This is a genomic window from Cupriavidus sp. IK-TO18 (assembly GCF_015549295.1).
GTDB lineage: Bacteria > Pseudomonadota > Gammaproteobacteria > Burkholderiales > Burkholderiaceae > Cupriavidus > Cupriavidus oxalaticus_A.
In genome coordinates, this window is record NZ_JADGMP010000044.1 from 12,216 (window position 1) to 39,183 (window position 26,968).

The following is a 26,968-nucleotide window of genomic DNA, read 5'->3' on the forward strand; positions in this document are numbered from 1 at the left end:
GCCGCCGCTCAGCGCAGCGGCAGTTCCAGGATGCCGCCGGCGGCAGGGCGGGCACGCATTGCCGCCAGCCAACGCTGCAGGTCGGGCCGCGGCTGGTGCTGGATCGGCAGGCCCATCCAGCGGTGCGCGGCGCAAGCCAGCGAGATATCCGCCATGGTGAAGCGGTCGCCGCCGATGAACTCCCGGCCCGCCAGCGCCTTGTCCAGCAGCGCCGCCAGCCGCTCGGTGCGGGCGCACGAGGCCTGGATAGCGGCTTCGTCGCGCTCGCCGTCGGGCGTGCGCACCAGGTTCAGGAACGCCGTCACCATGGCCGGGCTGAAGGCCGTGGTCTGCCAGTCCATCCAGCGGTCGGCCGAGGCGCGCGCCTTGACGTCTTCGGGCCACAGCGTGCCCTCGCCGTAGCGCGCGCACAGGTAGCGCACGATCGCGTTCGATTCCCACAGCACGAAGGGCTCGCCGCCCACGTCCGTGCCGCGGAAATCCTCGATCACCGGGATCTGGCGGTTCGGGTTCAGGCGGACGTAGGCCTCGGTGTCGAGGTCGCCCTTGTTGACGCCGATATCGACGCGCTCATGGTCCAGGTGCAGCTCGCGCGCGCACCAGACCACTTTCTGCACGTTGATGGAGGAGAGTCGGCCCCAGATACGCAGCATGTCGGCTCCTGGATTGCGCGCCCGTGCGGCGTCAGGCCGCGCGCGCTTGCCTGGCGGCAGCGGCGGCGATGGACTCGCGGAACAGCTCGCCCAGGATCGCCACGCCCTGCTCGATGCGCTCGGGCGGCACCGTGACGAACGCCAGGCGCAGCGCATTGCGCTTCGGGTTGCTGGCGTAGAACGGCGCGCCCGGCACATAGGCCACGTTGCGCTTCACCGCTTCTTCCAGGATAGCCATGCTGTCCAGCCCTTCGGGCAGCTCCATCCAGATAAACATGCCGCCTTCGGGCGTGTTCCAGGTCACGCCTTCCGGCATATGGCGCTTGAGCGCGTCCAGCATGGTCTGGCACTGCTTGCTGTAGAGCTCGCGGATGGTCGGGATATGGCGGTCGAGCAGGCCGTCGCGCACGGTCTCATAGGCCACGCGCTGCGTGAAGGTCGGCGTATGCAGGTCCGATGCCTGCTTGGCCTGGCACAGCTTGAAATGCAGCTCGGGCGGGGCGATCACGTAGCCCAGGCGCATGCCGGGAGCCAGGATCTTCGAGAACGAGCCCATGTAGATCACGCCGTCCGGATTCATCGACAGCAGCGTCGGCAGCTGGTCGCCGGTATAGCTGAGCGCGCCGTACGGATCGTCTTCCACCACCAGCACGCCCAGTTCCTGCGCGCGCGCCACCAGTGCCTGGCGGCGCTCCAGCGGCAGGCGGCGGCCGGTTGGGTTCTGGAAGTTGGGCAGGGCGTACAGGAAGCGCGCGCCGGCGGTCAGCTCGGGCGTCAGCGCCTCGGGCACCAGGCCCTTGTCGTCGGTCGGGATCGAGACGAACTCGGGTTCGAACAGCGAGAACGCCTGCAGCGCGCCGAGGTAGCTGGGGGTTTCCACCATCACCTTGCTGCCCGGGTCGATCATCACCTTGGCGATCAGGTCCAGCGCCTGCTGCGAGCCGGTCACGATCAGCACGCGCTCGACGCCCACGCCGTGGCGCTTGGCGATGAATTCACGCAGCGGCAGGTAGCCTTCGGTGGCGGCGTATTGCAGCGCCGCCTGCGGGTTGTCGGCGAATACGCGGGCCGTCGCTGCCTCCATGGCCGCTACCGGGAACGATGCCGGCGAGGGCAGGCCGCCGGCGAAGGAAATGACTTCCGGACGCTCGGTGACCTTGAGGATTTCGCGGATGGCCGAGCTGGTCAGTTGCTGCGCCCGGCGGGAGATGGCCCATTTCATGATGTGTCTCTTGTGGTCTGGGAGGGTGTTTCTGTGTGGCAAGGCCGGCCGGTGGCGGTCGCCCGGGCCGCCGGCCGGCGGAAATTACTGCACCTCGACGATCATCTCGATCTCGACGCAGGCGCCCAGCGGGACCTGCGCCACGCCGAAGGCGCTGCGCGCGTGCTTGCCCTTGTCGCCAAAGACTTCGGCCAGGAACTCGGAAGCGCCGTTGGTGACCAGGTGCTGCTCGGTGAACTCGGTGGTGGAGTTGACCAGGCTCATCACCTTGACGATGCGGGTGACGCGGTTCAGGTCGCCCACGTGCGCGTGCAGCGTGGCCAGCAGGTCGATGGCGATGGCGCGCGCGGCGGCCTTGCCCGATTCGGTGTCGATGTCCTGGCCCAGCTTGCCGGTCCATACCTTGCCGTCCTTGCGGGCGATATGGCCCGACAGGAATACGGTATTGCCGGTCTGCGCGGCCATCACGTAGGCGGCGGCAGGGGCGTTGGCGGTCGGCAGTTCGACGCCGAGGCGGGCAAGGGTGTCGTAGACGGACATGCGTTGGACTCCTGGTCAGTGAATGCGTCCTGGAAGGACAGGGGACGTTTCCGGGGCGGCGGCAGGTGCGCTCTGGCGCACGGCGGCGTTGCGGCCGAGGGCCACGACAGCGATCACCGCCACCGCGAAGGCGATGGTGGGGGCGTCAAGCGGCTCGGCCAGGATCAGCGCGCCGCCCGCCAGCGTCAGGAACGGCTGCAGCAATTGTATCTGCCCGACGCGGGCCACGCCGCCTTTTGCGAGGCCGGCGTACCAGAAAAGGAAGCCGACAAACATCGAGAACACCGAGACATAGGCCATGCCGGCCCAGGCACGCGGCGACGCCGCGGCGATCGCCGGCAGGTCGCGCAGCGCCAGCCAGGCCACCACCGGCACCAGCACCGGCAGCGACGCCACCAGCGCCCAGCTGATCGTCTCCAGCCCGCCCAGCTCGCGCGACAGCTTGCCCCCCTCGGCATAGCCCAGTGCGCCCAGCACCACCGCGGCAAACAGGTACCAGTCGGCGTGCTGCAGGCCGCCGGCGCCTTGCCAGGCGGCAAAGCCGACCACCAGCGCGCTGCCGGCCACGGCCGACAGCCAGAACGCCGGCGACGGCCGCTCGCGCCCGAACCAGGCCGCGAACACGGCCGTGACCAGCGGCAGCAGGCCGACCACGATGGCGCCGTGGCTGGCCGGCACCTCGCGCATCGCCAGCGACGAGAACACCGGGAAGCCGGCCACCACGCCCAGCGCAGTCACCGCCAGCCGTTGCCACTGGCCGCCGCGCGGGCGGCGTGCCGCGGCCAGCGCGCCGCGCATGGCCAGCAGCGCCAGCGCCAGCAGCGCGGCCAGGACGGCGCGCGCCAGCGCGACGAAGATCGGGTCCAGCTCGGCCACTGCCATGCGCGTGAACGGCAGGGTCTGGCTGAAGATGGCCACGCCGATGAAGCCGAGCAGCATGCCGCCTGAATGGGGCGCGGCCGGTATGGAAGCAGGCGAGGGAGTTTGCGAGGGAGTTTGCGAGGGAGCGGACATGGTTGGCGTCTTGTGTTCTTGTCGTTCGGTTCAATGCACGCCGGGCCGGGCGCTGACAGCGATCCACAGCGCGGTCAGCGCCAGAGCCGCGCCCATGGCACGGTTAAACCAGCGCACGCGCTCGCCCTCGCGCAGCCATTGCCGCAGCGCCGCACCCAGCGCGCCGTACACGCCGTTGCTGACGAAGCCCAGCAGTGCGAATACGCCGCACACCAGCAGCAGGCGCTGCAGCGGCGCGGTGGCGCCGGCCATATAGGACGCCGCCACCGCCAGCGCCAGCATCCACGCCTTGATGTTGGCGTACTGCAGCACCGCCGATTGCCACACGTTCAGCGGCCGCAGCACCTGCCTTTCGGCCAGTGTCGTGCCGCGCGCGATCTTCCACGCCAGCCACAGCAGGTAGGCCACGCCGGTTAGATGCACCGCCGATGCCAGCGCCGGCTGGCCGAGGACCAGCGCGCCCACGCCGACCGCGCACAGCGCCAGGATGCTGGCAAAGCCGAACGCTACGCCGACGCAGTGCGGCAGCGTCGCGCGCAGGCCGAAGTTGGCGCCGGTCACCGCGGCAATGGCGGTGTTGGGGCCGGGCGTGAACAGGCCGACCGCCAGCAGCGTCAGCAGGGCCAGGAACTGCGCCGCGGTCAGGCCGGTGAGCAGGCCGGAGGTCACGGCCGTCATGCGAACGCCACCACGACGCGGCGGTTGGTGCGGCTCTTCTTCTCGATTTTGGTTACCGCCACGGTGCCGATCTCGCTGGTATTGCCCACATGCGTGCCGCCGCAGGGCTGGCGGTCGACGCCGGGGATCTCGACGATGCGGATGCTCGAGGTCCCCGCCGGCGGCGCCGCGCCGATGGTGCGCACCAGTTCCGGCTGCGCGGCCAGCTCCTGCGGCGTGATCAGCGTGATCCGCACCGGCGTTTCCGCGCGGATCAGCGCGTTCAGGCGCTCGGTCAGGCCGGCCTTGTCCAGCGTCGACTCCGGCAGGTCGAAGTCGATCCGCGCCGAGTCCGGCGAGATGCCGCAGCCGGTCACCGGCACCGGGATCAGCGAGCCCAGCAAATGCAGGCAGGTATGCAGGCGCATCAGCCGGTGGCGGCGCGCCCAGTCGATGGTGACCGTGACGCGCTCGCCCACGCGCGGCAGCGCGGCGTCCGGCGCAGGCATATGCAGGATGCGGCTGCGGTCTTCGGCATAGATCGTGTCGACGATGGTCACGGTGCGGCCGTCGGGCAGCGCCAGCGTGGCGGTGTCGCCGGCCTGGCCGCCGCTGCGCGCGTAGCAGACGGTCTCGTCCAGTTCGATGCCTTCTGCGCTGGCCGCCAGCACGGTGGCGGTGCAGTGAACGAGATAGGGATCGTCGTCGAAACGCTTGCGGGTCGCGGACATCGGTGTCTCCTTTGGATTCTTGTTGCTTGTCTGGTCTGGCTAGCGCAGCGTGCGGATGCCCTGCGGGGTTTCGATCTCGGCCGACAGTTCCGGCTGGCCCTCGCCCTGTTCGATCGCGATCAGGTGGTCCGCGCCCAGCCAGGCCAGGCCCTGCCGCAGCAGTTCGGCGCGCGGATGGCGCCCGGACAGCTTGCGCAGCGCCAGGTCCTGCCGCGGCAGGCTGATGCCAGGGTAGGCGGCCACGTCCCACTGGATCAGGCTGGGGAGCAAGCCGTCGCCGGCGGCATCGGCCTCGCCTTGCCAGCCGGGCAGGGCGCCGTCTTCGGGCACCGTGATGCGCCAGCGCAGGTCGCCGCGCGTCATCGGGATCACCGGCGCGATCCGGGCCGGGTATTGCGACTGCCACAGCGTCAGGTCGGCGGGGCGCTCGACGCGGGCGGCCCAGTGCAACAGGAACGGACCGTTCTCCAGCCGTTGCCGTACCGCCTCGGTGTCGAGGCCGAACCAGCGCGGCCGCGCTGGCGCGGCGGCGGCCGGGTCGATCGCGATCACTTCCAGGTAGATGCCGCCGAACATGCCGAGCACGCGGTTGTGCGTGCCCATGGCGGCATGCGCACCGCCACCCTGGGGAGCAATCCCCAGCAGGTCGGCGACATGGGCGGTGCCGGCGTCCAGGTCGGGCGCGGCGATGACGAGGTGGTCGAGGGCGAGCTTCATCTTGGCTTGATGGTAGACAAGGTAGTCGGTACAGTACCGGTACAGTTCTGCGTATCGTCTTCAGTACAGTTGCAGGAGCAGCACATGGATGCGAACACCAGGGACGCGGATACCACCGCCGCGAATCCCCAGCAGCATAGCGGAAGCGGCGCGCGCGGCACCTCCGCCCAGGCCGGCGGACGCCCGCTGCGCCTGGTGCTGCCGCCCACCGAGCGCCTGCCCGACCCGATCCCGTCGGCCCAGATGACGCTGGTCGAGCAACTGACCGAATGGGCCCGCATGCGCATAGACGAACGCGTGTTCCGCGCCGGCATGCGCATGCCGTCGATCCGCCAGCTGGCGCAGGAAAAGGGCATCTCGCGCTTTACTGTGGTGGAGGCTTATGAGCGGCTGGTGGCGCTGGGCTACCTGGAATCGCGCCGCGGCTCGGGCTTCTACGTGCGCGAGCGTGCGCCGGCCGCGCCCGCGGCGCCGGTGTCGTCCAACGCGGCCGAGGCGCGCAATATCGACGTCACCTGGCTGCTGCGCAGCATGTTCCATACCGCCGAGGCGCACAAGGCGCCGGGGCTGGGCTTCCTGCCCAACGAATGGCTCGATGGCGAGCTGATCGCCAGCGCGCTGCGCGGCCTGGGACGCCAGCCGGGCAACCATTTCCTGGCCAGCGGCACGCCGCAAGGCTTCCTGCCGCTGCGCCAGCAGCTGCGCACCCGGCTGGAGGAACTGGAGATCCGCGCCGGCGCCGAGCAGATCGTGCTGACCTCCGGCATCACCCAGGCGCTCGACCTGATCGCCCGGCTCTACCTGCAGCCCGGCGACGCTGTGCTGGTCGGCGACCCGGCGTGGTTCGTGATGTTCGCGCGCTTTGCCGCGCAGGGCGCGCAGGTGATCGGCGTGCCGTACACCGCCGAGGGGCCGGACCTGGAGGCGCTGGAGCGCATCGTGCAGGCGCGGCGGCCCAAGCTGTTCGTGATCAACTCGGTGCTGCACAACCCGACCGGCACCTCGCTGTCCGCCGCCAAGGCCTTCCAGCTGCTGAAGCTGGCCGAGCAGTACGACTTCCTGATCGTCGAGGACGATATCTACTGCGACCTGTGCCCGCCCGGCCACGCCGCCACGCGGCTGGCCAGCCTGGACCAGCTGCGCCGGGTGATCTACCTGGGCAGCTTTTCCAAGACGCTGGCGGCCAACCTGCGCGTGGGCTTTATCGCCGCGCACCCGGAGATGGCATCGGCACTGACCGACAGCAAGCTGCTGGCGGGCCTGGCTTCGCCCGAGATCAACGAGAGGGTGCTGTACAAGGTGCTGACCGAGGGGCACTACCGCAAGCATGTCGAGCGTGTGCGCACCCGGCTGGACCGCGCCCGCGACGAAACCCGGCGCGAGCTGGAGCGGCTGGGCCTGCGCCTGTTCCCGGGCCAGCATGCCGGCATGTACCTGTGGGCCGATACCGGGCGCGATACCAACGCGATCGCCACCGCGGGGCATGAAGAGGGCTACCTGTTCGCCCCCGGCAGCCTGTTCTCGCCGTCGCAGATGCCGTCGGGGTGGATGCGCTTCAATGTCGCCAGCAGCGGCGACCCGGACATGCTGCGCTTTCTCGGGCGCCAGCTGGAACGGCTCTGAGCCCTCGTTGCCCTGCACGCGTTACATTCCCCGGGCCTTGAAAAATGGCCCGGGCGGCCCTATTTCTGGCGTCACTGGCCCCCGACGGCCACCCGACCATCCCAGATTCGCCTGTTTTCGAGATTCAAAAGGAGAACCATGACCGCACCGCACGAGACGATGAGCTTCCAGGCGGAAGTGAAGCAACTGCTGCACCTGATGATCCACTCGCTGTACAGCAACAAGGAAATCTTCCTGCGCGAGCTGGTCTCGAATGCTTCGGACGCCACTGACAAGCTGCGCTTCGAGGCGATCGCGAATCCGTCCCTGCTGGAAAACGACGCCGACCTGGCCATCCGCATCGAGGCCGATGCCCAGGCGCGCACGCTGAAGATCACCGACAACGGCATCGGCATGAGCCGCGACGAGGCCATCCGCAACCTCGGCACCATCGCCCGTTCGGGCACCAGGGAATTCTTCCAGCAGCTGTCCGGCGACCAGCAGAAGGACGCCGCGCTGATCGGCCAGTTCGGCGTGGGCTTCTATTCGGCCTTTATCGTCGCCGACAAGGTCACGGTGGAAACCCGCCGCGCCGGCGTGGGTGCCGAGGAAGCCGTGCGCTGGGAAAGCACCGGCGACGGCGAGTTCAGCGTCGACGCGATCGCGCGCGCCGAGCGCGGCACCACCATCACGCTGCACCTGCGCGAGGGCGAGGACGATTTCCTGTCGGCCTGGCGCCTGAAGAGCATCATCCAGAAATACTCGGACCATATCTCGCTGCCGATCCGCATGCCCAAGGAAGTGTGGGACGCCGAGGCCAGCAGCTACAAGCGCACCGACGAGTGGGAAAGCGTCAACCAGGCCAGCGCGCTGTGGACCCGCAACAAGTCCGACATCACCGACGAGCAGTACACCGCGTTCTACCAGCACATCGCGCACGACAACGAAACGCCGCTGGCCTGGACCCATAACCGCGTCGAAGGCCGCAGCGAATACACCCAGCTGCTGTACATCCCGGCGCGCGCGCCGTTCGACCTGTGGGACCGCAACCACAAGGCCGGCCTGAAGCTGTACGTCAAGCGCGTCTTCATCATGGACGACGCCGAGCAGCTGCTGCCGGGCTACCTGCGCTGGGTCAAGGGCGTGGTCGATTCCGCAGACCTGCCGCTGAACGTATCGCGCGAACTGCTGCAGGAAAGCCGCGACGTCAAGGCGATCCGCGAAGGCTGCACCAAGCGCGTGCTGTCGATGCTCGAAGCGCTGGCCGACAGCGAGGACCAAGCCGAACGCGCCAAGTACGACACCTTCTGGCAACAGTTCGGCCAGGCGCTGAAGGAAGGCACCGGCGAGGACCAGGCCAACCAGGAGCGCGTGGCGAAACTGCTGCGCTTTGCCTCGACCCACAACGACACCGCCGAGCAGAACGTGTCGCTGGCCGCCTATGTCGGCCGCATGAAGGAAGGCCAGGACAAGATCTACTACGTCACGGCCGATACCTGGTCCGCCGGCAAGAACAGCCCGCACCTGGAAGTGTTCCGCAAGAAGGGCATTGAAGTCCTGCTGCTGACGGACCGCGTCGATGAATGGATGCTGTCGTTCCTGCGCGAATTCGACGGCAAGGAACTGGTGTCGGTGGCGCGCGGCGACCTCGACCTGGGCAAGCTGGCCGATGAAGCCGAGAAGGCCGAGCAGGAGAAGGCCGAGGCCGACTGGAAGGACGTGGTCGAGCGCGCCAAGACCGTGCTGGCCGGCAAGGCCAAGGACGTGCGCGTGACGCTGCGCCTGACCGAGTCGGCATCGTGCCTGGTGTCGGACGAGGGCGACATGAGCGGCTACCTGCAGCGCCTGCTCAAGCAGGCCGGCCAGAAGGCGCCGGATGCCCAGCCGATCCTGGAGCTGAACCCGGAGCATGCGCTGGTCAAGAAGCTGCGAGATCTTCCGGAGGGCGATGCCTTCAGCGACCGCCTGCAGGTGCTGTTCGACCAGGCGCTGCTGGCAGAAGGCGGCATGCTGGAAGACCCGGCCGCCTACGTGCAGCGCGTCAACAAGCTGCTGGCCTGACGGCCGGCGACCGACGCAGCGGCCCCGAAGCAGGTAGTCGGGGCCGCTGCGTTTCTGCCATGCCAGACCCCATCCCGCCCCAGGCCGACCTGCACCAGGGCCTGCCGCCTGTCATCGACCGCAACACCCGCGTGCTGGTGCTGGGCAGCTTCCCCGGCGCCGCCTCGTTGGCCGCGCGCCAGTATTACGCCCATCCCCGCAACCAGTTCTGGCCGCTGATGGCCGCGCTGACCGGCGAACCGATGCCGGCGCTGCCGTATGCCGAACGGCTGGTGCGGCTGCTGGCGCATCGCATCGGCGTCTGGGACGTGCTTGGGGCGTGCATGCGCGAAGGCAGCCTGGACAGCAATATCCGCTACCCGCAGGCCAACGATTTCACGCGGCTGCGCCAGCTGGCGCCGGCGCTCGAGCGCATCGGCTTCAACGGTGGCACATCGGGACGGTTCGCGCCGCAGTTTGCCGCGCAGGGGTATCAGACGGTGGTGCTGCCTTCGTCCAGCCCGGCGCACGCGGCGCGCAATTTCGAGCAGAAGCTGGCGCTGTGGCGCGCGCTGATGGCGTAGCGCCGCGGCCCTGGGCGCGGCCGGCGTGCCCGGGAACATGGCTGCGCCGGCGTTTCGAATGCGGGCGAGGCAATGTGACGCCCGCCGGATTGCCGTGTGCCATCGCGCACCTATACTGGATCAGGGTGACAGATGATTCGAAACCGAGGGTATCGGTCGCTCCTTGTTGTGCGCCTTGCGGCTCCCACTTTCGGACGCAAGGCGATGTCGCATCGGAAGTGAGCGCAATGCGCAGGCGAGGAGGCAATCATGTTCAAGCATCTCCTGCTGGCGGTCGATGGCTCCGACCTGTCCGAATCCGCATTCCGCAAGGCACTTGTGCTGGCGCGGGAGATGGGCGCCCGTGCCACCGTGGTGCGCGTCTGTCCGAACTACCATGTGTTGACCTACCAGGTCGAAATGCTGGAGGACACCCGCGAGACCTACGTCAAGCAGGCCTGGGAAGACGCAACCCGCTACTTGCGCGGCCTGGCCGACGAGGCCGGTGCAGCGGGCGTGGCCTGTGACACGACCTACGCGGTCAATGACCATCCGTACGAGGCCATCATCAAGGCGGCCGAGGACAAGGAATGCGACCTGATCGTGATGGCGTCCCACGGGCGGCGCGGGGTCAAAGGGTTGGTGATCGGCAGCGAGACCCTCAAGGTGCTGACCCACAGCAAGATCCCGGTGCTGGTCTACCGGTAGGCGCGCGGCCGCCGGCCCGCGCCGTGGGCTAGCGCCGCCGCATCCGCGCCGCCAGGCGCGGCAGCGGACCCGTGCGCCAGACGCGGCGGCGCAGGTCGGCCGATATCCGGCCCGTCAGCCCGGATGCGCAGCGGCGTGCCGGGCGGCACGCGCAGCCGCATCACGGCCATGACGTCGCGCGCGTTGGCCGAGCCCGAGGCGGTCGCCAGCATGATGCTGCTGGCAAAGCGGCTGGCGGCCAGGCTCAGGTGTGCGGAACTGCGGCCCTGGAAGATCAGGCCGGCGAGCCCGTCGATCGTTGCTTCTGCCACAGACAGTCACATCCACACGGCGGCCGGGGCTGTGGCGCGAAGAGCGCATTGCAGTGCCTGCCGATCGTCGCGCCGGATCCGGGAAACTGGATTTGGGCAGCACGCTTCTGGCATCCTGAGGGCCTGATCCAATGCCCCGGCCGCCGCGCCCGCAAGCCACCCATGCCACTTTCCGCCTGGACCCACGAAGCGATCCGCAAGATCGAAGCCGACTTCAACCGCTCCGCCGATACCCACCTGATCCCGCTGGACCTGCCGGGCTACCCCGACATCCGTGTCTACTTCAAGGACGAATCCAGCCACCCGACCGGCAGCCTGAAGCACCGGCTGGCGCGCTCGCTGTTCCTGTATGCGCTGTGCAATGGCTGGCTGCGTGAGGGCAGCACGGTGGTGGAAGCGTCCAGCGGCTCGACCGCGATTTCAGAGGCGTATTTCGCCAGGCTGCTAGGGCTGCCGTTCGTGGCGGTGATCCCGGCCGGCACGTCGCGCGCCAAGGTCGAGGCGATCGAGTTCTATGGCGGGCGCTGCCACCTTGTCGACAGCCCGTCGGAGATCTATGCCGCGTCGCACCGCATCGCGCAGGAAACCGGCGGCCATTTCATGGACCAGTTCACCTACGCCGAGCGTGCCACCGACTGGCGCGCCAACAACAATATCGCCGAATCCATCTTCAAGCAGATGGCGGAGGAGGAGCACCCGGTACCGGCCTGGCTGGTGTCCAGCGGCGGCACCGGCGGCACCATCGCCACGCTCGGCCGCTACGTCGCCTATCGCCGCCACAAGACGCGCGTGCTGTGTGCCGATCCGGAGAACTCGGTGTTCTTCGATTATTTCCGCAGCGCCCTGGCGGGCAAGCCTGAACCGGACCTGTCGCTGCCGACCGGCTCGCGAATCGAGGGTATCGGCCGGCCGCGCGTGGAGCGCTCGTTTATCCCCAGCTGCATCGACGCCATGCTGAAGGTGCCCGATGCGCTGTCGTTCGCCGCCATGCGCTACCTGGCCAGGCGCTTCGGCCGCCGCGTCGGCGGCTCGACCGGCACCAACTTCGTCGGCGTGCTGTACCTGGCGCAGCAGATGCGGGCGGCAGGGCAGGCGGGGGCCATCGTCGCGCTGCTGTGCGACAGCGGCGACCGCTATGGCAATACCTACTACGACGAAGACTGGTATGCCGAGCAGCGCATCGCCATCGACGCCGCCGATGCGCTGGTGGCGCGCGCGGTGAAGGGTGAGGCGGTGCTTACGCCGCAGGCGGTGGCCGGGCTGCAGCCGGCCGGCGCCGGCATTCCGGGCTGAATGCAAGGGAATCGCGCCGCCGTCTTTCTGTCAAAATGCCGGCGGCCAGCGCTTCGGCGCCGACCCTTTGCCCACTGATGACCTCATACGATCCCATAGGTTGACTTATCCATGCGTATCTTCGGTATCAGCATCCATATCATCGTTGCGCTGTTCTTCGCCGTGCATGCGGTGCGCACGCACCAGAACATGTACTGGCTGCTGATCCTGTTCCTGTTCCCGGGGCTGGGCAGCCTGGTCTACTTCTTTGCCATCTTCCTGCCCGAGCTGCGCCAGTCGCGCGGCGCGCGCGCGGCCACGCGCGCCATCTCGCAACTGGTGGACCCCAACCGCGCGGTGCGCGAGGCCCGCACCGACTTTGACCGGGCGCCGACCGTGGCGCACCGCATGCGCCTGGGCGCCGTGCTGCTCGAAGCCGGCGAGCCGTCCGAGGCGCTGCAGCACTACCAGGCCGCGGCCAACGGCCCGTTCGCGTCCGATCCGGCGCTGCTGCAGGGCCTGGCCCAGGCGCAGTTCGCCACCGGCGACGCGGCCGCCGCGCTGGCGACGCTGGAAAAACTGTTCGGCGCCAGCCCGCATGCGCGCCAGCAGCCCGACCCCGCCTTGCTGTATGCTCGCGCGCTGGCTGCCACCGGCGCGCCCGGCACGCGCGCCGCGTTCGAGCAGGCACTGACCAGCGCCAGCGACGCCGCGCCGCGCTGCCTGCTCGCCGACTGGCTGGCGGCGCAGCCCGATGCCGCCGACCGCGAACGCGCGCGCGAACTCTACGCCGAAATCGTCCACGACGCCCGCCACTGGCCGCGCCATGCCCGCGAGCACAACCGCGAGTGGCTGCAGCGCGCGCAGGCGGCGCTGGGCAAGTAAGGCGCGTGCCGGCCCGTTGCATGGCCACCGTGTATTTCTCGACAATATGACCCTACTGAAACGCAAATCGATTGAAGCCGTGGCCTCGCGCCGTCCGGCACGTGGCACACGCAACCGTGGCCAGGCGCCGGACTCGCGCGCGGCCCGCGAAGAAAAACGCATGACGCCGCGCTTTGCGCCGGTGACCTTCTCGGAGCTGGACGGCGTGCGCTACCTGCATTTCGGCACGGAGTGGGTGCAGGGCGCGATGCGCCTGCGCAAGCCGGATGCGATCGAGCTGGAATACGCGCAGCAGATGATGGCCTGGCTGCTGTTCCTGTCGCCTTCTGTGGATGAATTCCACGTGGTCCAGCTCGGCCTCGGGGCGGCGGCACTGACCAAGTTCTGCCACCGCCAGTTCAGCCGCGCGCGAGTGACCGCGGTCGAGCTGAATCCGGCGGTGATCATCGCCGGGCGCAGCATGTTCGGCCTGCGTCAGGATGACGCGCGCCTGACCGTGCGCGAGCAGGACGCGTGGGACTACGTGATGGACGGCACCCACGCAGATGCCATCGACGTGCTGCAGGTGGACCTGTACGACGCCACCGCGCGCGGCCCGGTGCTCGACACCACCGCGTTCTACCGCGCCTGCCGCCGCACGCTGAAGGAGCCGGGCGTGATGACCATCAACCTGTTCGGCGACCACGACAGCTTCCCGAAGAATATCGAGCGCATCTGCGAAGCCTTCGATAACCGCGTGCTGGTGTTCCCTGAGGTCCATGACGGCAACATCATCGCACTGGCGTTCAACGGCCCGGAGATCGATGTGGCGTGGGAAGTGCTGGAAGCGCGCGCCGACGTGGTCGAGAAGACCACGGGGCTGCCGGCGCGGGACTGGGTGCAGAAGCTGCGCGCGGCGAACGCGCGGCAGGAAGAGCGGTTGAGGATCTGATCCAAACGCGCCCAAAGAGGAGGTTTGGGTGCTCCAAAGCCGCCTGAACTAGCCCAAGCAAGGTGTTCTCCCTCTCCCGCAAGCGTGCGAGGGAGAACACCGCGAGCCGATGACCAGCCGCCGCCCTCACTCCTTGTGGAAAAACTGCGCCAGCGACCACTCGTCCGTCCGCGCCTCATACTTCAGTCCCTTCTTCATCGCCCACATCGCCAGCTGGCTGTGCGACGGAATGATCGCGTGGTCGGCCAGCGCGAACCTGGCCGCCGTGCGCGCGTTCTCCTCGCGCGCTTTCTCGCTGGAAACGGTGGTCAGCGATTTTTCGATCAGCTGGTCCAGTTGCGGGTTGCTGTACTTGCCCCAGTTCCAAGTGCCATACCCGGTCTTGGGATTGGGCGTGCCCGTGATCGAGCGCAGCGCCACATCCGCGGCTGCCGAACCCCACCCCAGCATCTGGAAGGCAAAGTCGCCCTGGCGCGCGCGCGTGAAGTAGGCCGCTACCGGCATGGTCTCGACCCTGGTCTGGATGCCGATGCGCGTCAGCATGCTGGCGGTGGCCTGCGCCACCGCGGCGTCGTTCAGGTAGCGGTTGTTGGTGGCATGCAGCGTCAGCCCGAAGCCGTCCGGGTAGCCCGCCTCCGCCAGCAGCTTTTTGGCGCCTTCGGGATCATAGGCGTCGGGTTTGGTGCCCGGATGCCCGAAGATCTGCGGCGACACGATCGACGATGCCGGCACCGCCAGCCCCTCCATGATGCGGTTGACGATGGCGTCGCGGTTCAACGACTTGCTGATCGCGGCACGCACGCGCGCATCCTTGAACGGGTTCTTGCCCAGCGCCTTGCCGGCCTTGTCGGTGACGAAGGGCGGGTTGTCGCGCGAGTGGTCCATTTGCCAGAAGATGGTGCGCCACGAAACCTGCTGCTCGATCTTGAACTTCGGGTTCTGCCTGAGCTTGGCCACGTCGGCCGACGGCACGCTCTCGATCACGTCGACATCGCCCGCCAGCAGCGCGGCGCTGCGCGCGCCGTTGTCGGTGATGATGCGGAACACGGCGCGGTCCCACTCCGGCTTGGGCCCCCAGTAGTTGGGATTGCGCTCCATCACGATTTCCTGCCCGCGCGCGAAGCGCACGAACTTGAACGGCCCGGTACCGATCATGGCCTTGCCCGAGTCGAAATCGGCCTGCGTCAGCGTGGCGGCGACCTTTTTCGGCATGATCGGCACGCTGTTCAGGTCGTTGGCCAGGTTGGCGTAGTTGGGCACGCTCATGGTCAGGCGCACCGTCAGCGGATCGGGCGTGTCGATGCGGGCGATCGGCTTGGTGTAGCTGGTGAACGAGCCGGGGCTGTTGGTCAGCTTGTCCGGGCGCTCCAGCGACGCCTTGACGTCTTCGCTGGTGAAGGGCGAGCCGTCGTGCCACTTCACGTTGGGGCGCAGCTTGATTTCCCAGGTGATGGCATTGACCGGCTTCCACGACAGCGCCAGGCCGGGGATATAGCGGGCGTTCTTGTCCATGAACACCAGCGACTCGAAGACATGCAGCGCGATCGCGTTGTTGGGGCCGGAGTTGTTCCAGTGCGGGTCCATCGAGGTGACGTCGGCGGCCAGCCCGATGCGCAGGTCCTCGGCATGGGCGGCGCCGGCCGGCACCAGCGCCAGGGCGGCACAGGCGGCACTGCCCAGCACCAGCGCGGCGGTGGCGTGGAGCAAGGTGCGGCGGGCGGGCTGGCTGGGCGTGGCGGTTGTCGATGGCATGGGACTGGCTCCTCGTACAGGTCCGGCGCTTGCGGACGGGTTCTCAGGCGGTTTGTCCCGCATTGTGCCGCTAAAGTGGCATGGTTGCAGCGTCCGATGCAAGGCTGCCGGGTCCGGCCCCGGTAAAATGGGGCCATGTTTGCCAATTCCCGCACCATCGTCTCGGCGCAGTCCGATGTCCACGAACACCTTGCCGCGCGTGTCGCGCGCCACCTGGCCGAGCCGTTCCGCAAGCCCATCGGCGAAGCCAGCCGCCGCGCGCTGAGCGCGGCGCTCGACAATTGGCAGCAGGCCGGCGGCGCGCCGCTGATCCTGGATGCCGGCTGCGGCGTGGGCGAAAGCACGCTGCGCCTGGCGACATCATTCCCGGACCACTATGTGATCGGCGTCGACCAGTCCGAAAAGCGCCTGGCCGCTGGCAAGGACTGGTGGGGCGAGGCGCCGATGCCGGCCAATTTCTGCTGGGCGCGGGCCGACCTGGTCGATGTCTGGCGCATGCTGCAGGCCGACGCGGTGCCGGTGGCGCGCCACTACGTGCTGTACCCGAACCCATGGCCAAAGATCGGCCACCTGGGGCGGCGCTGGCAGGGCCATGCGGTGTTCCCGGCGCTGGCGGCGTGCGGCGATTACCTGGAATGCCGCAGCAACTGGCAGGTCTACATCGACGAGTTCGCGCAGGCGCTGGCGCTGGTTGGGCGTCCGGCGCAGGTGGTCGAGCCCTGGCAGCCGGCGCAGGCGATGACGCCGTTCGAGCGCAAGTACGCGGCATCGGGGCATGGGCTCTGGCGCTGCGTCAGCGAGCGGGGTGCCTGAAGCCAGCCAGGAAAACAAAAACGGCCCACGATGTGGGCCGTTTGCTTGCGTGGGCGCGGGAACTCAGTGGAACAGCGGCTGCTGCGTGGGCGCGTCTTCCGGCAGCTCCGCATGCACGATCTCGCCATTGCGGTCGGCATACAGCGGCGTGCCGCAATCCTCGCAATATTCCGGATCGAACAGCGCCGCATGGCGGAAGATATCCTCCACGCCGGCGTTGCGCAGCTCTTCGCAGATCTGTTCGAGCGGGTTGCCCTTCTCGTCGGCATCGACTTCGCCGGCTTCGCGGCCGTAGACCGGCCAGACGATGCCGTAGATCACGTCCTTTTCACCGCGCATGGTGAAGCCGACGCGGTATTCCTCGACCACTTCCTCGCCGAACGCGGCCACCACCGCGGCCAGCTGGCCGGCGGAGATATCGAGCGTGCCGGCCAGGTAGTTGACGGCGGCACGCACGGTCAGAGGACGGATGCTCTTGTCGGACTCACGGCACGACAGGAAGAAGGCGTCGGGGAGCAGCAGCTCGAACTCGCAGCCGGGCAGCAGCAGCGCCACCGACGGCTGGACCTGGGTGCGCCATTGTTCCAGGCACACCGAGCGCTCGGCGTGGTGCTCCTTGGCATCTTCCTGCCAGCGGAACAGCGCCTGCTCGTGCGGGGCTACCACCACGGCCAGCAGGTAGCGCGGGTCGGCCAGGATCGGCGCGGTCTCGGGCAGGTCGCGCAGGTCGACCTTGGGTACCGAGCCGGCCAGCGCGGCCGCGGCCAGCTTGTGCGTCAGCGCAAAGGTGTCGCTGTGGGTGCGCGGCAACTGGTCGATGCTGTACAGGTACGGCGACAGCGCCACCTTGGTGTCGGAAGCCAGTACATGTGCCTGCAAGTGCACGGCGAGCGTCTGGGCCAGCTCCGGCTTGAGCGCTCCCGAGGGGATGGCGTAGCGCGTGTGCGCCAGGATTGGCGCGGCGATCAGCAGCGCGTCGTAGCGCTGGCCATCGACCTCGATGGTGGCCGATTCGGCCAGTGTCTCGGCCTGCTCGGCCAGCACGTCGGAGGCATCGGCGTTGTGCTTGAACAGGTGCTCCAGCGCCGCGTCCAGCGCGGTCTGGCTACCGTTCTTCAACAGGCGGCCCAGGCGCTGCGAGAGCCGCCGTTCCCAGTAGCCATCCTCCATGCGGCTGCCCGATGCGTCGAGGGCGAGCGCATCGGCCACCAACCGCTCGGCGTCGGGGGAAAGACGTGGGGAAGCCTTGGGGCGAAAACCTGCCATAGAAAGAAACCGTTCGTTTATGCGTAAAACGGTATTCTACTCGTTGCGTTGACAAGGCGGCCGCGCGATGCGGCGCGACTTGCCACCGGCGAGGCCGAAGACTTCTTTTTATTTCTGTCCGCCGGCTGCCGGCGCCGCCGGTGCGTGGGTCTCGACGCCGTGCTGCTCGCCGGAAATCGACACGTCGCTGCCGCCCTTGGTCAGCAGGTAGAGGGCTGCGCCGGCAACGACGACGAATGCGATGATGATCTTTGCCATGTTGTCTCCAGTGTATGTCTGAAGCGGGGTGGCCCCGCCTCCGGGCCATTGCGGCCCATGTTGTTTGGGACACAGTGTGGCAGCACTGCCTTGCGTGGAACTTACACGCGCGGGATAGGCGCCGAGTGATGCCGGGGCCGCATCATGCGCACCATGACAAACGCCGCCCGGGAAGGCGGCGCTTGCATGGACCATCCGCGGGCGTCAGGCCGCCAGCAGCTGGCGCAGCACGAACGGCAGGATGCCGCCGTGGTTGTAGTAGTCGACCTCGATCGGCGTGTCGATGCGCAGCAGCACCGGCACGCGCTGCACGTCGCCGTTGGCGCGCTTGATCACCAGCACCAGGTCCTGCTGCGGCTTGAGGTCGCCCGGGTTGTCCAGGCCCGTGCCTTCGATGTCGAAGGTCTCGTTGCCGGTGATACCCAGTGCCTGCGCGCTGTCGCTGCCCTTGAACTGCAGCGGCAGCACGCCCATGCCGACCAGGTTGGAGCGGTGGATGCGCTCGAAGCTGCGCGCCACCACGGCCTTCACGCCCAGCAGCTGCGTGCCCTTGGCCGCCCAGTCGCGCGACGAGCCGGTGCCGTACTCCTCGCCGCCGAACACCACCGTGGGCGTGCCCTCGGCGATGTACTTCATGGCCGCGTCGTAGATCGACATCTGCTCGCCGGTGGGCTGGTGGATGGTGATGCCGCCTTCCACGCGCGCGCCGTCCGGCTTGGGCGGGATCATCAGGTTCTTGATGCGCACGTTGGCGAAGGTGCCGCGCATCATCACCTCATGGTTGCCGCGGCGCGAGCCGTAGCTGTTGAAGTCGGCCTTGAGCACGCCATGCGCCTGCAGGTACTTGCCCGCGGGCGAGGTGTCCTTGATCGAGCCGGCCGGCGAGATATGGTCGGTGGTCACCGAGTCGCCGAAGATGCCCAGCGCGCGCGCGTCGCGCACGCTGGCCGAGGCGCCCGACGGCTCCAGGCTGAAGTCCTGGAAGAAGGGCGGCTCGGCGATGTAGGTCGACTTGGGCCAGTCGTACACCTGGCCCTTGGTGCCCTGGATCGCGCCCCACAGCTTGCTCGGCTTCTTGACCTGCTCGTAGTTGCCCTTGAAGGTCTTGGCGTCCATCGCGAACTTCATCAGCGCGTGGATTTCCTCAGAAGTCGGCCAGATATCGCCCAGCCAGACGTCACGCCCGCCCTTGCCCTTGCCGACCGGCTCGGTCATCAGGTCGCGCGTGACATTGCCGGCGATGGCATAGGCCACCACCAGCGGCGGCGAAGCCAGGAAGTTGGCGCGGATGTTCGGGTGGATGCGGGCCTCGAAATTGCGGTTGCCCGACAGCACCGCGGCCGCGACCAGGTCGTTCTTGACGATGGCCTCGTTCAGCTCGGGCGTCAGGTCGCCGGCATTGCCGATGCAGGTGGTGCAGCCGTAGGCGGTCACGCCGAAGCCCAGCTGCTCCAGGTACGGCAGCAGGCCGGCGGCCTTCAGGTATTCGGTGACCACGCGGCTGCCCGGCGCCAGCGAGGTCTTGATGTGCGGCGCCACTTCCAGTCCGGCTTCCACCGCCTTCCTGGCCAGCAGGCCAGCCGCCAGCAGCACGCTGGGGTTGGAGGTGTTGGTGCACGAGGTGATCGCGGCGATCAGCACGTCGCCGTTCTTCACTTCAATGCCGTTGCTGGTGCGGTAGGGCCGATCCAGCTCGGCCGCATCCTTGTTGAAGCCGTTCTCGGCCACCGGCTTGCTGAACAGCGACGCGAACGTGCTCTTGACGTTGCCGATCTCGATGCGGTCCTGCGGGCGCTTCGGCCCGGCCAGCGACGGCGCGACCGTGGACAGGTCCAGCTTCAGCGTCTTGCTGAAGTCGATGTCGCCTGCCTGCGGAATGCCGAACATCTGCTGGGCGCGGAAATAGCCTTCGAACGCGTCGATCTCCGCGTCGGTGCGGCCGGTGCCGCGGAAGTAATCGATGGTCTTTTCGTCGACCGGGAAGAAGCCCATGGTGGCACCGTACTCCGGCGCCATGTTGCCGATGGTGGCGCGATCCGGCACTGACAGGCTGGCCGTGCCTTCGCCGAAGAACTCGACGAACTTGCCGACCACCTTCTCCTTGCGCAGCATCTCGGTGATGGTCAGCACCAGGTCGGTGGCGGTGACGCCTTCGCGCAGGCGGCCGGTCAGCTCCACGCCGACCACGTCCGGCGTCAGGAAGTACACCGGCTGGCCCAGCATGCCGGCCTCGGCCTCGATGCCGCCGACGCCCCAGCCGACCACGCCGATGCCGTTGATCATGGTGGTGTGCGAATCGGTGCCGACCAGCGTGTCAGGGTAGTAGACCCCATCCTTCTTATGAACGCCGCGCGCCAGGTATTCCAGGTTGACCTGGTGCACGATGCCGAAGCCCGGCTGCACCACGCCAAAGGTGTCGAACGCCTGCATGCCCCACTTCATGAACTGGTAGCGCTCGTTGTTGCGCTGGAATTCCAGCTGCATGTTCAGGTCCAGCGCCTTCTTTTCGCGGAAATGGTCAACCTGCACCGAGTGGTCGACCACCAGGTCGACCGGCACCAGCGGCTCGATCTTCTTGGGGTCCTGGCCCATCTTCTCGGCCACGTTGCGCATTGCGGCCAGGTCGGCCAGCAGCGGCACGCCGGTGAAGTCCTGCAGCACCACGCGGGCCACGACGAACGGGATCTCGTCCACACGCTCGGCATTCGGCTTCCAGCCGGCGAGTTGCCTGACGTGTTCTTCGGTAACTTTCTTGCCGTCGCAGTTGCGCAGCACGGCTTCCAGCACGACGCGGATCGATACCGGCAGGCGCCCGAGATCGAGGTCCAGTTCCTGCGCGAGTTGCGGCAGGGAATAGAACTGGCCCTTGCCGGAAGCGCCGATCTTGAATTCTTTTAGCGTGTTCTTGAGGTTATGGGGCATTGCCGTACTCCGATCGAAGGATGATGCGATGGCATTTGGCTCGGACCTCTGAAACCGGATTCAGACCCCGGTGCGCTGCCGCGGCGTATGGCCGCGGTCCGAGGTCGGCAGCGCACTGCAACTGCATACTCTAACCGCCGCGCGGCCTTGCCGCCACCCGGTCTCGATCGGCCGGGCCCCGGCCATGCCTTCCCGCGGCGCGACAGCGTGCCCGCGGCGGGTTGGCCCGCCCGCAAGGCAAAAGGGTGCCGGCGGCCGGAATTCAGGCGGCCGCCGGCACCCTGTACGGATTTACTGCTTCGGTGCCGCGCTTTGCTGGGTCGCGTCAGGCTGCTGCGCCTGCTGCGGCTGGACCGTCGGGCCGCCCGGGGGCGTGGCCAGCAGCGGGGCGCTGACCGGGGCGCGCAGGCCGCCGGCCTGGGTCGGCGCCGCGGCGCCTGCCTGCATGGCGGCGCTCTGGCAGTCGTCGGCCAGGCGCTGGCCCAGGTTCTTGTTGAACAGCATGGCCTTGCTCGGGATCACCACCAGGTCCAGGCCGGTGCGGGCGTCGTAGTAGCGGTCGGCGCCGGTCACGGTGGACTGACGCGGCAGCTTGTAGTCACGGCCTTGCCAGTGCACGGTCAGCACTTCGTCACGCAGCATGTCGCCGGAGATATAGATGCTGTTGCCCAGTTCGCACTGCCACTTTTCACCGGTCGGGGTGACTGCGGCGGCGGCGCCGGCAGCGGCGGCGGTGCCGGCTGCGGCCTTCTTCTTGGTCGAGGACTTCTTCTTGGTGGTCTGCTTGGCCGGCTCTTGCGCCATCACGGCGGTGGCGGTGGTCAGGCTGAACGCGCCGATGCAGGCGGCAAGTACGAGATGTTTCATTTTGTGAGTGCCTCTCGGATTTTGAAATCTGGTCTGTTTGTCGTTCGCCGCCGTCACATCAGGCGGCGCCTGGAAGGAAAGTCCGCCGCTATTCTCTACGATTTGCCGGAGCCCGCGAAGTGCGCTGGCCTTTGGTTACATAATCGGGGTGTCCGGTTAGTCCGGGTTCACTTACGCTTGCCGATCGGCACGAATTTGAGGTTTTCGGGGCCCACGTAGTTGGCGCTGGGGCGGATGATCTTGTTATCGATGCGTTGCTCGATGATGTGCGCGGCCCAGCCGGAAGTGCGTGCGATCACGAACAGCGGCGTGAACATTGCCGTCGGCACGCCCATCATGTGGTAGCTCACCGCGCTGAACCAGTCCAGGTTCGGGAACATCTTCTTGACGTCCCACATGACCGTTTCCAGGCGCTCGGCAATGTCGAACATCTTCGTCGAACCGGCGTCCTTCGATAGCGTCTTCGCCACTTCCTTGATCACCTGGTTGCGCGGGTCGCCCGTGGTGTACACCGGGTGGCCGAAGCCGATCACGACTTCCTTGTTCCCGACGCGGCGGGTGATGTCGGCCTGCGCCTCATCCGGGTTGTCGTAGCGCTTCTGGATCTCGAACGCGACTTCGTTGGCGCCGCCGTGCTTGGGGCCGCGCAGCGCGCCGATCGCGCCGGCGATCGACGAATACATGTCCGAACCCGTGCCGGCGATCACGCGCGCGGTGAAGGTCGAGGCGTTGAACTCGTGTTCCGCGTACAGGATCAGCGAGGTATGCATGGCACGCTCCCACAGCGCCGACGGCTGCTCGCCGTGCAGCAGGTGCAGGAAGTGGGCGCCGATGGAGTCATCGTCGGTCTCCACCTCGATGCGGCGACCGTTGTGGCTGTAGTGGTACCAGTACAGCAGCATCGAACCCAGGCTGGCCATCAGGCGGTCGGCAATGTCGCGCGCGCCCGGGCCGTTGTGGTCGTCCTTTTCCGGCAGCACGGTGCCAAGCACCGACACGCCGGTGCGCATCACGTCCATCGGGTGCGCGCTGGCCGGGACCCATTCCAGCGCCAGCTTGACGTTGGCCGGCAGGCCGCGCAGTGACTTCAGCCTGGCCTTGTAGGCGGCCAGTTCGGATCTGGTCGGCAGCTTGCCGTGCACCAGCAGATGGGCGATTTCCTCGAACTCGCAGGTGTCGGCGATATCGAGGATGTCATAGCCGCGGTAGTGCAGGTCGTTGCCGGTACGGCCAACGGTGCACAGCGCGGTATTGCCGGCGGCAACGCCGGACAGCGCGACGGATTTCTTGGCTTTCGGCGCCGCGGGCTCTGCCGCGGCGGCCGGTGCTGCGGTCTTCGAAGCGGACATCCGGGTCTCCTTCGGTCGCGTCCGTGCTTTGTTGTTGTGGCCGGTCAGGCGAAGAACAGCGCTTCCACGTTGTCCGGCAGCGGCGTGCCGGTGGCCTGGGCGCGCTGCAGCAGCGACCAGTAATAGCGGTAGCTGGCGCGGTCGTGCAGCTGGCCGTCGTGGCGGATCGGTGCCCAGTTGTTCTCGTGGGCCGCCAGCAGGATCTGGCTGGCGGCGCCGATTTCATCCGCGCCCGGGCGGAAGGCGGCGACGATCGGCGCTATCTGGCCCGGATGGATGCTCCACTTGCGCAGGTAGCCGAACTCGGCGCGCGCGCGCAGCGCGTCATCGCCCGCCCGCTGGGGTGCCTGCACATCGGTGCTGACGTTGTGCGACGGAACCTTGCCATGGCGGTGGCAGGCGGCGGAGATTTCCAGCATGGCGCGGCGGATCAGCGGGTGCTCGAACTGCTGCGGCGAGCGCATGGCCTCGCCGGGAATCGCGCCGTGGTGCGCCGAGACGAAGTCCATCAGGCCGAAGCTCAGGCACTCCACCTGCACCAGCGCGGCGATGTCGAAAGCCTGTTCGAGTGCGGCGTGTGTCTCGATCAGCACATGGATCGGGATATGGCGGGCGATGCCGGCATTGCGCGCCACCTGGTTGACATGGTCGGTCACGCGCGCGACCTCGACCACGTCGGTCACCTTGGGCACGACCACGTAGGCCAGCCGCGCGCCGGCGGTGCGCACCAGCACGTCGACATCCTGGCGCCAGCTCGGGTGGGCAGGGTCATGAATGCGCACGCCGACGCGGTTGTGCGCGTTCAGCGGGCTGTTGACCAGTTGCGCGCACAGCTCGGCGTGCTCGCGCTCGTGGCCGACGGCGGCGCCGTCCTCGCAATCGAAGGTGATGTCGAAGACCGGCCCAAGCTCTTGCTGCAGGGCAAGCGACTTGCGCATCAGCTTTTCGCTGCCCGCATAGTGGTCACACACCGGCAACTGGACCGGGATGGCTTCGCCCTGGAACAAGACCTCGGATGGATGCACGGGAATTCAGGTGGGTTGGGGTTGGACGGGAAGGCACATCATAGCGCCCCAATATGAAAAAACCGGGGTCCGCGCCGATTCTTGAATCGTTGCGGAACCCCGGTCTTTCCTGGAACGCGCTGAAGATCAGCCCAGCAGGTGCTGCACGCCGGCCTTTTCTTCTTCCAGTTCGTTCAGGGTGATGTTGATCTTTTCCTGGCTGTAGGCGTCGATCTCCAGACCCTTGACGATCTCGTACTTGCCGTTGGCGCAGGTCACCGGGTAGCCGAACATGGTGTCGGCGGGGATGCCGTACTCGCCGTTCGACGGGATGCCCATGGTGACAACCTTGCCGTTGGTGCCCAGCACCCAGTCATGCACGTGGTCGATGGCGGCGTTGGCGGCCGAGGCAGCCGACGACAGGCCACGGGCCTCGATGATGGCGGCGCCGCGCTTGCCGACGGTCGGCAGGAACACGTCGTTGTTCCACACCGGGTCGTTGATCATGTCCTTGACGCTCTTGCCGTCGACGGTGGCATAGCGGTAGTCGGCGTACATGGTCGGGCTGTGGTTGCCCCACACGAACATCTTCTCGATCGACGACACCGGCTTGCCGGTCTTGGCGGCGATCTGCGACAGGGCACGGTTGTGGTCCAGGCGCAGCATGGCGGTGAAGTTCTCGCGCGGCAGGTTCGGTGCCGACTTCATGGCGATGTAGGCATTAGTGTTGGCCGGGTTGCCGACCACCAGCACCTTGACATTGCGGCTGGCGACTTCGTCCAGCGCCTTGCCCTGCACCGTGAAGATCTGGGCGTTGGCCTCGAGCAGGTCCTTGCGCTCCATGCCCTTGCTGCGCGGACGGGCGCCAACCAGCAGGGCCACGTCGGCATCCTTGAAGGCGACCTTGGGGTCATCGGTGATGACCACGCCGGCCAGCAGCGGGAACGCGCAATCTTCCAGTTCCATCACCACGCCCTTGACGGCGGCCTGGGCTTGCGGGAGGTCGAGCAGTTGGAGGATGACCGGCTGGTCTTTGCCCAGCATGTCGCCGTTGGCGATGCGGAACAGCAGGGAATAGCCGATCTGGCCAGCGGCGCCGGTCACTGCGACGCGCATTGGGGCTTTAGCCATGAGTAAATCTCCAAACGATAGAAGGGGGTAACCGGTCGGCGGCACGCAGTCGCCAACTCAAGGCGGCGTGCACGCCGGATGCTGGTTGTCGCCACAGCGGGGAGCGGCCGTCCGCCGGAACCAGGTGGCGGGGCCACGGGGCGGAACCGGTGAGGATGAGCCACAACGGGTCATGGTGATGCAACGAAGCGTAAGTCTACTGCGAAGCGAGCCGCCATTTCCAGACCGATTTCCAGTCCGGGCCGCGGGAGAGGGTGCCGGGGACGGCATCCGCCGGCGGCACGAGCACGGCATTCACGACATTCGCGGGCGTGGACCAGCGCGAGTGTAGGCCCGGCCTCACTGGCTGTCAATTCATATGTCTTATATAAGACATAAGACAATTAACGTCAGGCTGGCGCCCGCCGCCCTTTTATGGTGAAATCCCGCCTATGTCCTCCCTGTCTACGTCCCTCTCCGGCGCTGCCGCCCACGGTGCGCAGGACTCCGGCGCGGCCACGCCTGGCGCCGGGACGCAGGCGCCTTCGTCGACCCCGCCTTCGTCGACCCCGTCTTCGTCGGCCTCGTCATCGACTCCGTCGTCGACCCCGCCGTCGAACTCTCCCGCGCCGTCGTCATCTCCTGCGCCCCAGGCCGCCGCCCAGCAGCCGGGCCCGCAGACCGCCCCGTCGCCCACCTTCAGCCCGCTGTACCAGCAGATCAAGGCGCTCATCATGCGCAGCCTGCAGTCCGGCGAGTGGAAGCCGGGCGAGATGATCCCCAGCGAAATGGAGCTGGCGGCGCGCTACAAGGTAAGCCAGGGCACGGTGCGCAAGGCCATCGACGAACTCGCCGCCGAGAACCTGGTGGCGCGGCGGCAGGGCAAGGGCACCTTCGTGACCACGCACCATGAGGACGTGGTCAAGTTCCGTTTCCTGCGCCTCGTCCCCGACGAAGGCGAGCCCCACTACGGCGCCAGCCACGTGCTGGAGTGCAAGCGCCTGCGCGCGCCCGCCGAAATCGCGCGGCTGCTCGATATCCGCACCGGCGACAGCGTGGTGCAGATCCGCCGCGTGCTGAATTTCTCCGGCGAGTCGACCGTGCTCGACGAGATCTGGCTGCTGGGCGCCAACTTCAAAGGCCTCACCGCGGAAAAGCTGACCGAGTGGAAGGGGCCCATGTATGCCTTGTTCGAGGCCGAGTTCGGTACGCGCATGATCCGCGCCTCGGAAAAGATCCGCGCCGTGGCCGCCGACGAGACGGCGGCCGAGCTGCTGTCCGTGCCGGTGGGCTCGCCGCTGTTGTCGGTCGAGCGCGTTTCATATACCTACGGGGATCGCCCTGTCGAGGTGCGCCGCGGGTTGTATGTGACGACGAAACACTATTATCAGAACGACCTGAGCTGAGTCATGGGGCCGGCGCGGTCCCTGCGTCGGCTGCGATTATTGCGGGTCTTGTGATGGTGGTGCGGGTTGTTGCGCAGCGCCGGTGAATATTGCTTGGCAATCGCCGTGTCATGTGTATGGTGTGCGATTGTCGGGCGGCGCCTGTTGGGCGCGATAGCTGAAAATTATTGGTGCAGCGCGCAACAAAGGCGCTAAAATCTCGTGGATTTGCCTCAATGCATCCCGTTGCATGCAGGCAATGGCAGTCTCGTTTCTTTGTTTACCGCTAATTGGGGTCTCGCATGGCTGAAGCCGTCAAACAAGCCAGGCCGGAGTTCCGGAATATCGGTATCTCGCAGATCGCGAAATACCGGTTGCCCTGGGCCGGCAAGGTAT

The 26,968-nt window shown here is 67.5% G+C and carries 25 protein-coding genes and 1 pseudogene; 10 read left to right on the top strand and 16 right to left on the bottom strand.

Annotated elements, in window-relative coordinates; all coding sequences use genetic code 11:
* Positions 1–8: 8 nt before the first annotated feature.
* The 7 genes from IPF36_RS30490 to IPF36_RS30520 form a co-directional block, all read right to left on the bottom strand.
* A complete protein-coding gene (locus IPF36_RS30490; RefSeq protein ID WP_133093033.1) occupies positions 9–653 on the bottom strand; it encodes a glutathione S-transferase family protein in 645 nt (214 codons plus the stop codon).
* 31 nt (positions 654–684) lie between these two features.
* On the bottom strand, positions 685–1,875 hold the full coding sequence (locus tag IPF36_RS30495) for a PLP-dependent aminotransferase family protein (RefSeq protein ID WP_133093032.1): 1,191 nt from the start codon (positions 1,873–1,875) through the stop codon (positions 685–687).
* An 84-nt stretch (positions 1,876–1,959) separates the two neighbouring features.
* Positions 1,960–2,415, bottom strand: coding sequence for a RidA family protein (locus tag IPF36_RS30500; RefSeq protein WP_133093031.1), 456 nt, complete (start codon positions 2,413–2,415; stop codon positions 1,960–1,962).
* A gap of 15 nt (positions 2,416–2,430) precedes the next feature.
* A complete protein-coding gene (locus tag IPF36_RS30505) occupies positions 2,431–3,354 on the bottom strand; it encodes a DMT family transporter (protein ID WP_135705597.1) in 924 nt (307 codons plus the stop codon).
* A 105-nt stretch (positions 3,355–3,459) separates the two neighbouring features.
* Positions 3,460–4,107 (bottom strand): LysE family translocator, encoded by a 648-nt coding sequence (locus IPF36_RS30510; protein ID WP_195431892.1) that lies wholly within the window; start codon positions 4,105–4,107, stop codon positions 3,460–3,462.
* Positions 4,104–4,817, bottom strand: coding sequence for an alanyl-tRNA editing protein (locus IPF36_RS30515; RefSeq protein WP_133093028.1), 714 nt, complete (start codon positions 4,815–4,817; stop codon positions 4,104–4,106). The genes IPF36_RS30510 and IPF36_RS30515 overlap by 4 nt, the downstream gene beginning before the upstream one ends.
* 39 nt (positions 4,818–4,856) lie before the next feature.
* Positions 4,857–5,534, bottom strand: coding sequence for a VOC family protein (locus tag IPF36_RS30520; protein WP_135705595.1), 678 nt, complete (start codon positions 5,532–5,534; stop codon positions 4,857–4,859).
* An 84-nt stretch (positions 5,535–5,618) separates the two neighbouring features.
* Between IPF36_RS30520 and IPF36_RS30525 the strand changes: the two genes are divergently transcribed.
* The 4 genes from IPF36_RS30525 to IPF36_RS30540 all read left to right on the top strand — a co-directional run bounded on the left by IPF36_RS30525 (position 5,619) and on the right by IPF36_RS30540 (position 10,447).
* Positions 5,619–7,157, top strand: coding sequence for a PLP-dependent aminotransferase family protein (locus tag IPF36_RS30525; protein ID WP_135705594.1), 1,539 nt, complete (start codon positions 5,619–5,621; stop codon positions 7,155–7,157).
* Between the two features lie 138 nt (positions 7,158–7,295).
* On the top strand, positions 7,296–9,197 hold the full coding sequence (gene htpG / locus IPF36_RS30530) for a molecular chaperone HtpG (protein ID WP_133093025.1): 1,902 nt from the start codon (positions 7,296–7,298) through the stop codon (positions 9,195–9,197).
* 59 nt (positions 9,198–9,256) lie between these two features.
* Positions 9,257–9,760, top strand: a complete 504-nt coding sequence (locus tag IPF36_RS30535; RefSeq protein ID WP_133093024.1) for a DNA-deoxyinosine glycosylase — start codon at positions 9,257–9,259, stop codon at positions 9,758–9,760.
* A 249-nt stretch (positions 9,761–10,009) separates the two neighbouring features.
* A complete protein-coding gene (locus tag IPF36_RS30540) occupies positions 10,010–10,447 on the top strand; it encodes a universal stress protein (RefSeq protein WP_133093023.1) in 438 nt (145 codons plus the stop codon).
* On the opposite strand, the gene IPF36_RS30545 is transcribed toward IPF36_RS30540, so the two are convergent.
* Entirely contained in the window at positions 10,438–10,758 is a 321-nt protein-coding gene (locus tag IPF36_RS30545) for an HPr family phosphocarrier protein (RefSeq protein WP_240745888.1), read from the bottom strand. The genes IPF36_RS30540 and IPF36_RS30545 overlap by 10 nt on opposite strands.
* A gap of 162 nt (positions 10,759–10,920) precedes the next feature.
* Between IPF36_RS30545 and IPF36_RS30550 the strand changes: the two genes are divergently transcribed.
* The 3 genes from IPF36_RS30550 (at position 10,921) to IPF36_RS30560 (ending at position 13,846) form a co-directional block, all read left to right on the top strand.
* Positions 10,921–12,051: a PLP-dependent cysteine synthase family protein gene (locus IPF36_RS30550; RefSeq protein WP_133093021.1), complete on the top strand. Its 1,131-nt coding sequence runs from the start codon at positions 10,921–10,923 to the stop codon at positions 12,049–12,051.
* Positions 12,052–12,162: 111 nt separating this feature from the next.
* Complete coding sequence (locus IPF36_RS30555; RefSeq protein ID WP_135705591.1) at positions 12,163–12,915, top strand: tetratricopeptide repeat protein; 753 nt, start codon at positions 12,163–12,165, stop codon at positions 12,913–12,915.
* Positions 12,916–12,961: 46 nt separating this feature from the next.
* Positions 12,962–13,846 carry a spermidine synthase gene (locus IPF36_RS30560; RefSeq protein WP_133093020.1) on the top strand — a complete coding sequence of 295 codons (885 nt, stop codon included), beginning with the start codon at positions 12,962–12,964 and terminating at the stop codon, positions 13,844–13,846.
* A gap of 126 nt (positions 13,847–13,972) precedes the next feature.
* Here IPF36_RS30560 and IPF36_RS30565 read toward each other — a convergent pair whose 3' ends face one another.
* Positions 13,973–15,598 carry an ABC transporter substrate-binding protein gene (locus IPF36_RS30565; protein ID WP_195431893.1) on the bottom strand — a complete coding sequence of 542 codons (1,626 nt, stop codon included), beginning with the start codon at positions 15,596–15,598 and terminating at the stop codon, positions 13,973–13,975.
* Between the two features lie 135 nt (positions 15,599–15,733).
* Here IPF36_RS30565 and IPF36_RS30570 point away from each other — a divergent pair, with 135 nt between their 5' ends.
* A complete protein-coding gene (locus tag IPF36_RS30570) occupies positions 15,734–16,411 on the top strand; it encodes a tRNA (guanosine(46)-N(7))-methyltransferase TrmB (RefSeq protein WP_135705589.1) in 678 nt (225 codons plus the stop codon).
* 63 nt (positions 16,412–16,474) lie between these two features.
* Here the strand turns inward: IPF36_RS30570 and IPF36_RS30575 are convergent, their stop codons facing one another.
* From IPF36_RS30575 to IPF36_RS30605, 7 genes are all read right to left on the bottom strand, one after another.
* Positions 16,475–17,677, bottom strand: coding sequence for a DUF2863 family protein (locus IPF36_RS30575; RefSeq protein ID WP_133093017.1), 1,203 nt, complete (start codon positions 17,675–17,677; stop codon positions 16,475–16,477).
* 108 nt (positions 17,678–17,785) lie between these two features.
* On the bottom strand, positions 17,786–17,935 hold the full coding sequence (locus IPF36_RS30580; protein WP_165971428.1) for a hypothetical protein: 150 nt from the start codon (positions 17,933–17,935) through the stop codon (positions 17,786–17,788).
* A gap of 204 nt (positions 17,936–18,139) precedes the next feature.
* Complete coding sequence (gene acnA / locus IPF36_RS30585; protein WP_135705588.1) at positions 18,140–20,857, bottom strand: aconitate hydratase AcnA; 2,718 nt, start codon at positions 20,855–20,857, stop codon at positions 18,140–18,142.
* A 291-nt stretch (positions 20,858–21,148) separates the two neighbouring features.
* Positions 21,149–21,724 (bottom strand): hypothetical protein, encoded by a 576-nt coding sequence (locus IPF36_RS30590; RefSeq protein ID WP_133093015.1) that lies wholly within the window; start codon positions 21,722–21,724, stop codon positions 21,149–21,151.
* A 167-nt stretch (positions 21,725–21,891) separates the two neighbouring features.
* The gene (prpC, locus tag IPF36_RS30595) at positions 21,892–23,073 is read right to left on the bottom strand and encodes a 2-methylcitrate synthase (protein WP_195431896.1); all 1,182 of its coding nucleotides are present in this window, start codon (positions 23,071–23,073) and stop codon (positions 21,892–21,894) included.
* A 44-nt stretch (positions 23,074–23,117) separates the two neighbouring features.
* On the bottom strand, positions 23,118–24,098 hold the full coding sequence (locus tag IPF36_RS30600) for a CoA ester lyase (RefSeq protein ID WP_133093013.1): 981 nt from the start codon (positions 24,096–24,098) through the stop codon (positions 23,118–23,120).
* Positions 24,099–24,224: 126 nt separating this feature from the next.
* Positions 24,225–25,208: a malate dehydrogenase gene (locus IPF36_RS30605; protein ID WP_133093012.1), complete on the bottom strand. Its 984-nt coding sequence runs from the start codon at positions 25,206–25,208 to the stop codon at positions 24,225–24,227.
* A gap of 431 nt (positions 25,209–25,639) precedes the next feature.
* On the opposite strand from IPF36_RS30605, the gene IPF36_RS30610 reads away from it, so the two are divergent.
* Positions 25,640–26,593, top strand: a complete 954-nt coding sequence (locus tag IPF36_RS30610; RefSeq protein WP_135705586.1) for a GntR family transcriptional regulator — start codon at positions 25,640–25,642, stop codon at positions 26,591–26,593.
* Between the two features lie 281 nt (positions 26,594–26,874).
* Positions 26,875–26,968 (top strand): annotated as a pseudogene (locus IPF36_RS30615) (succinate dehydrogenase, cytochrome b556 subunit); the annotation flags it as partial.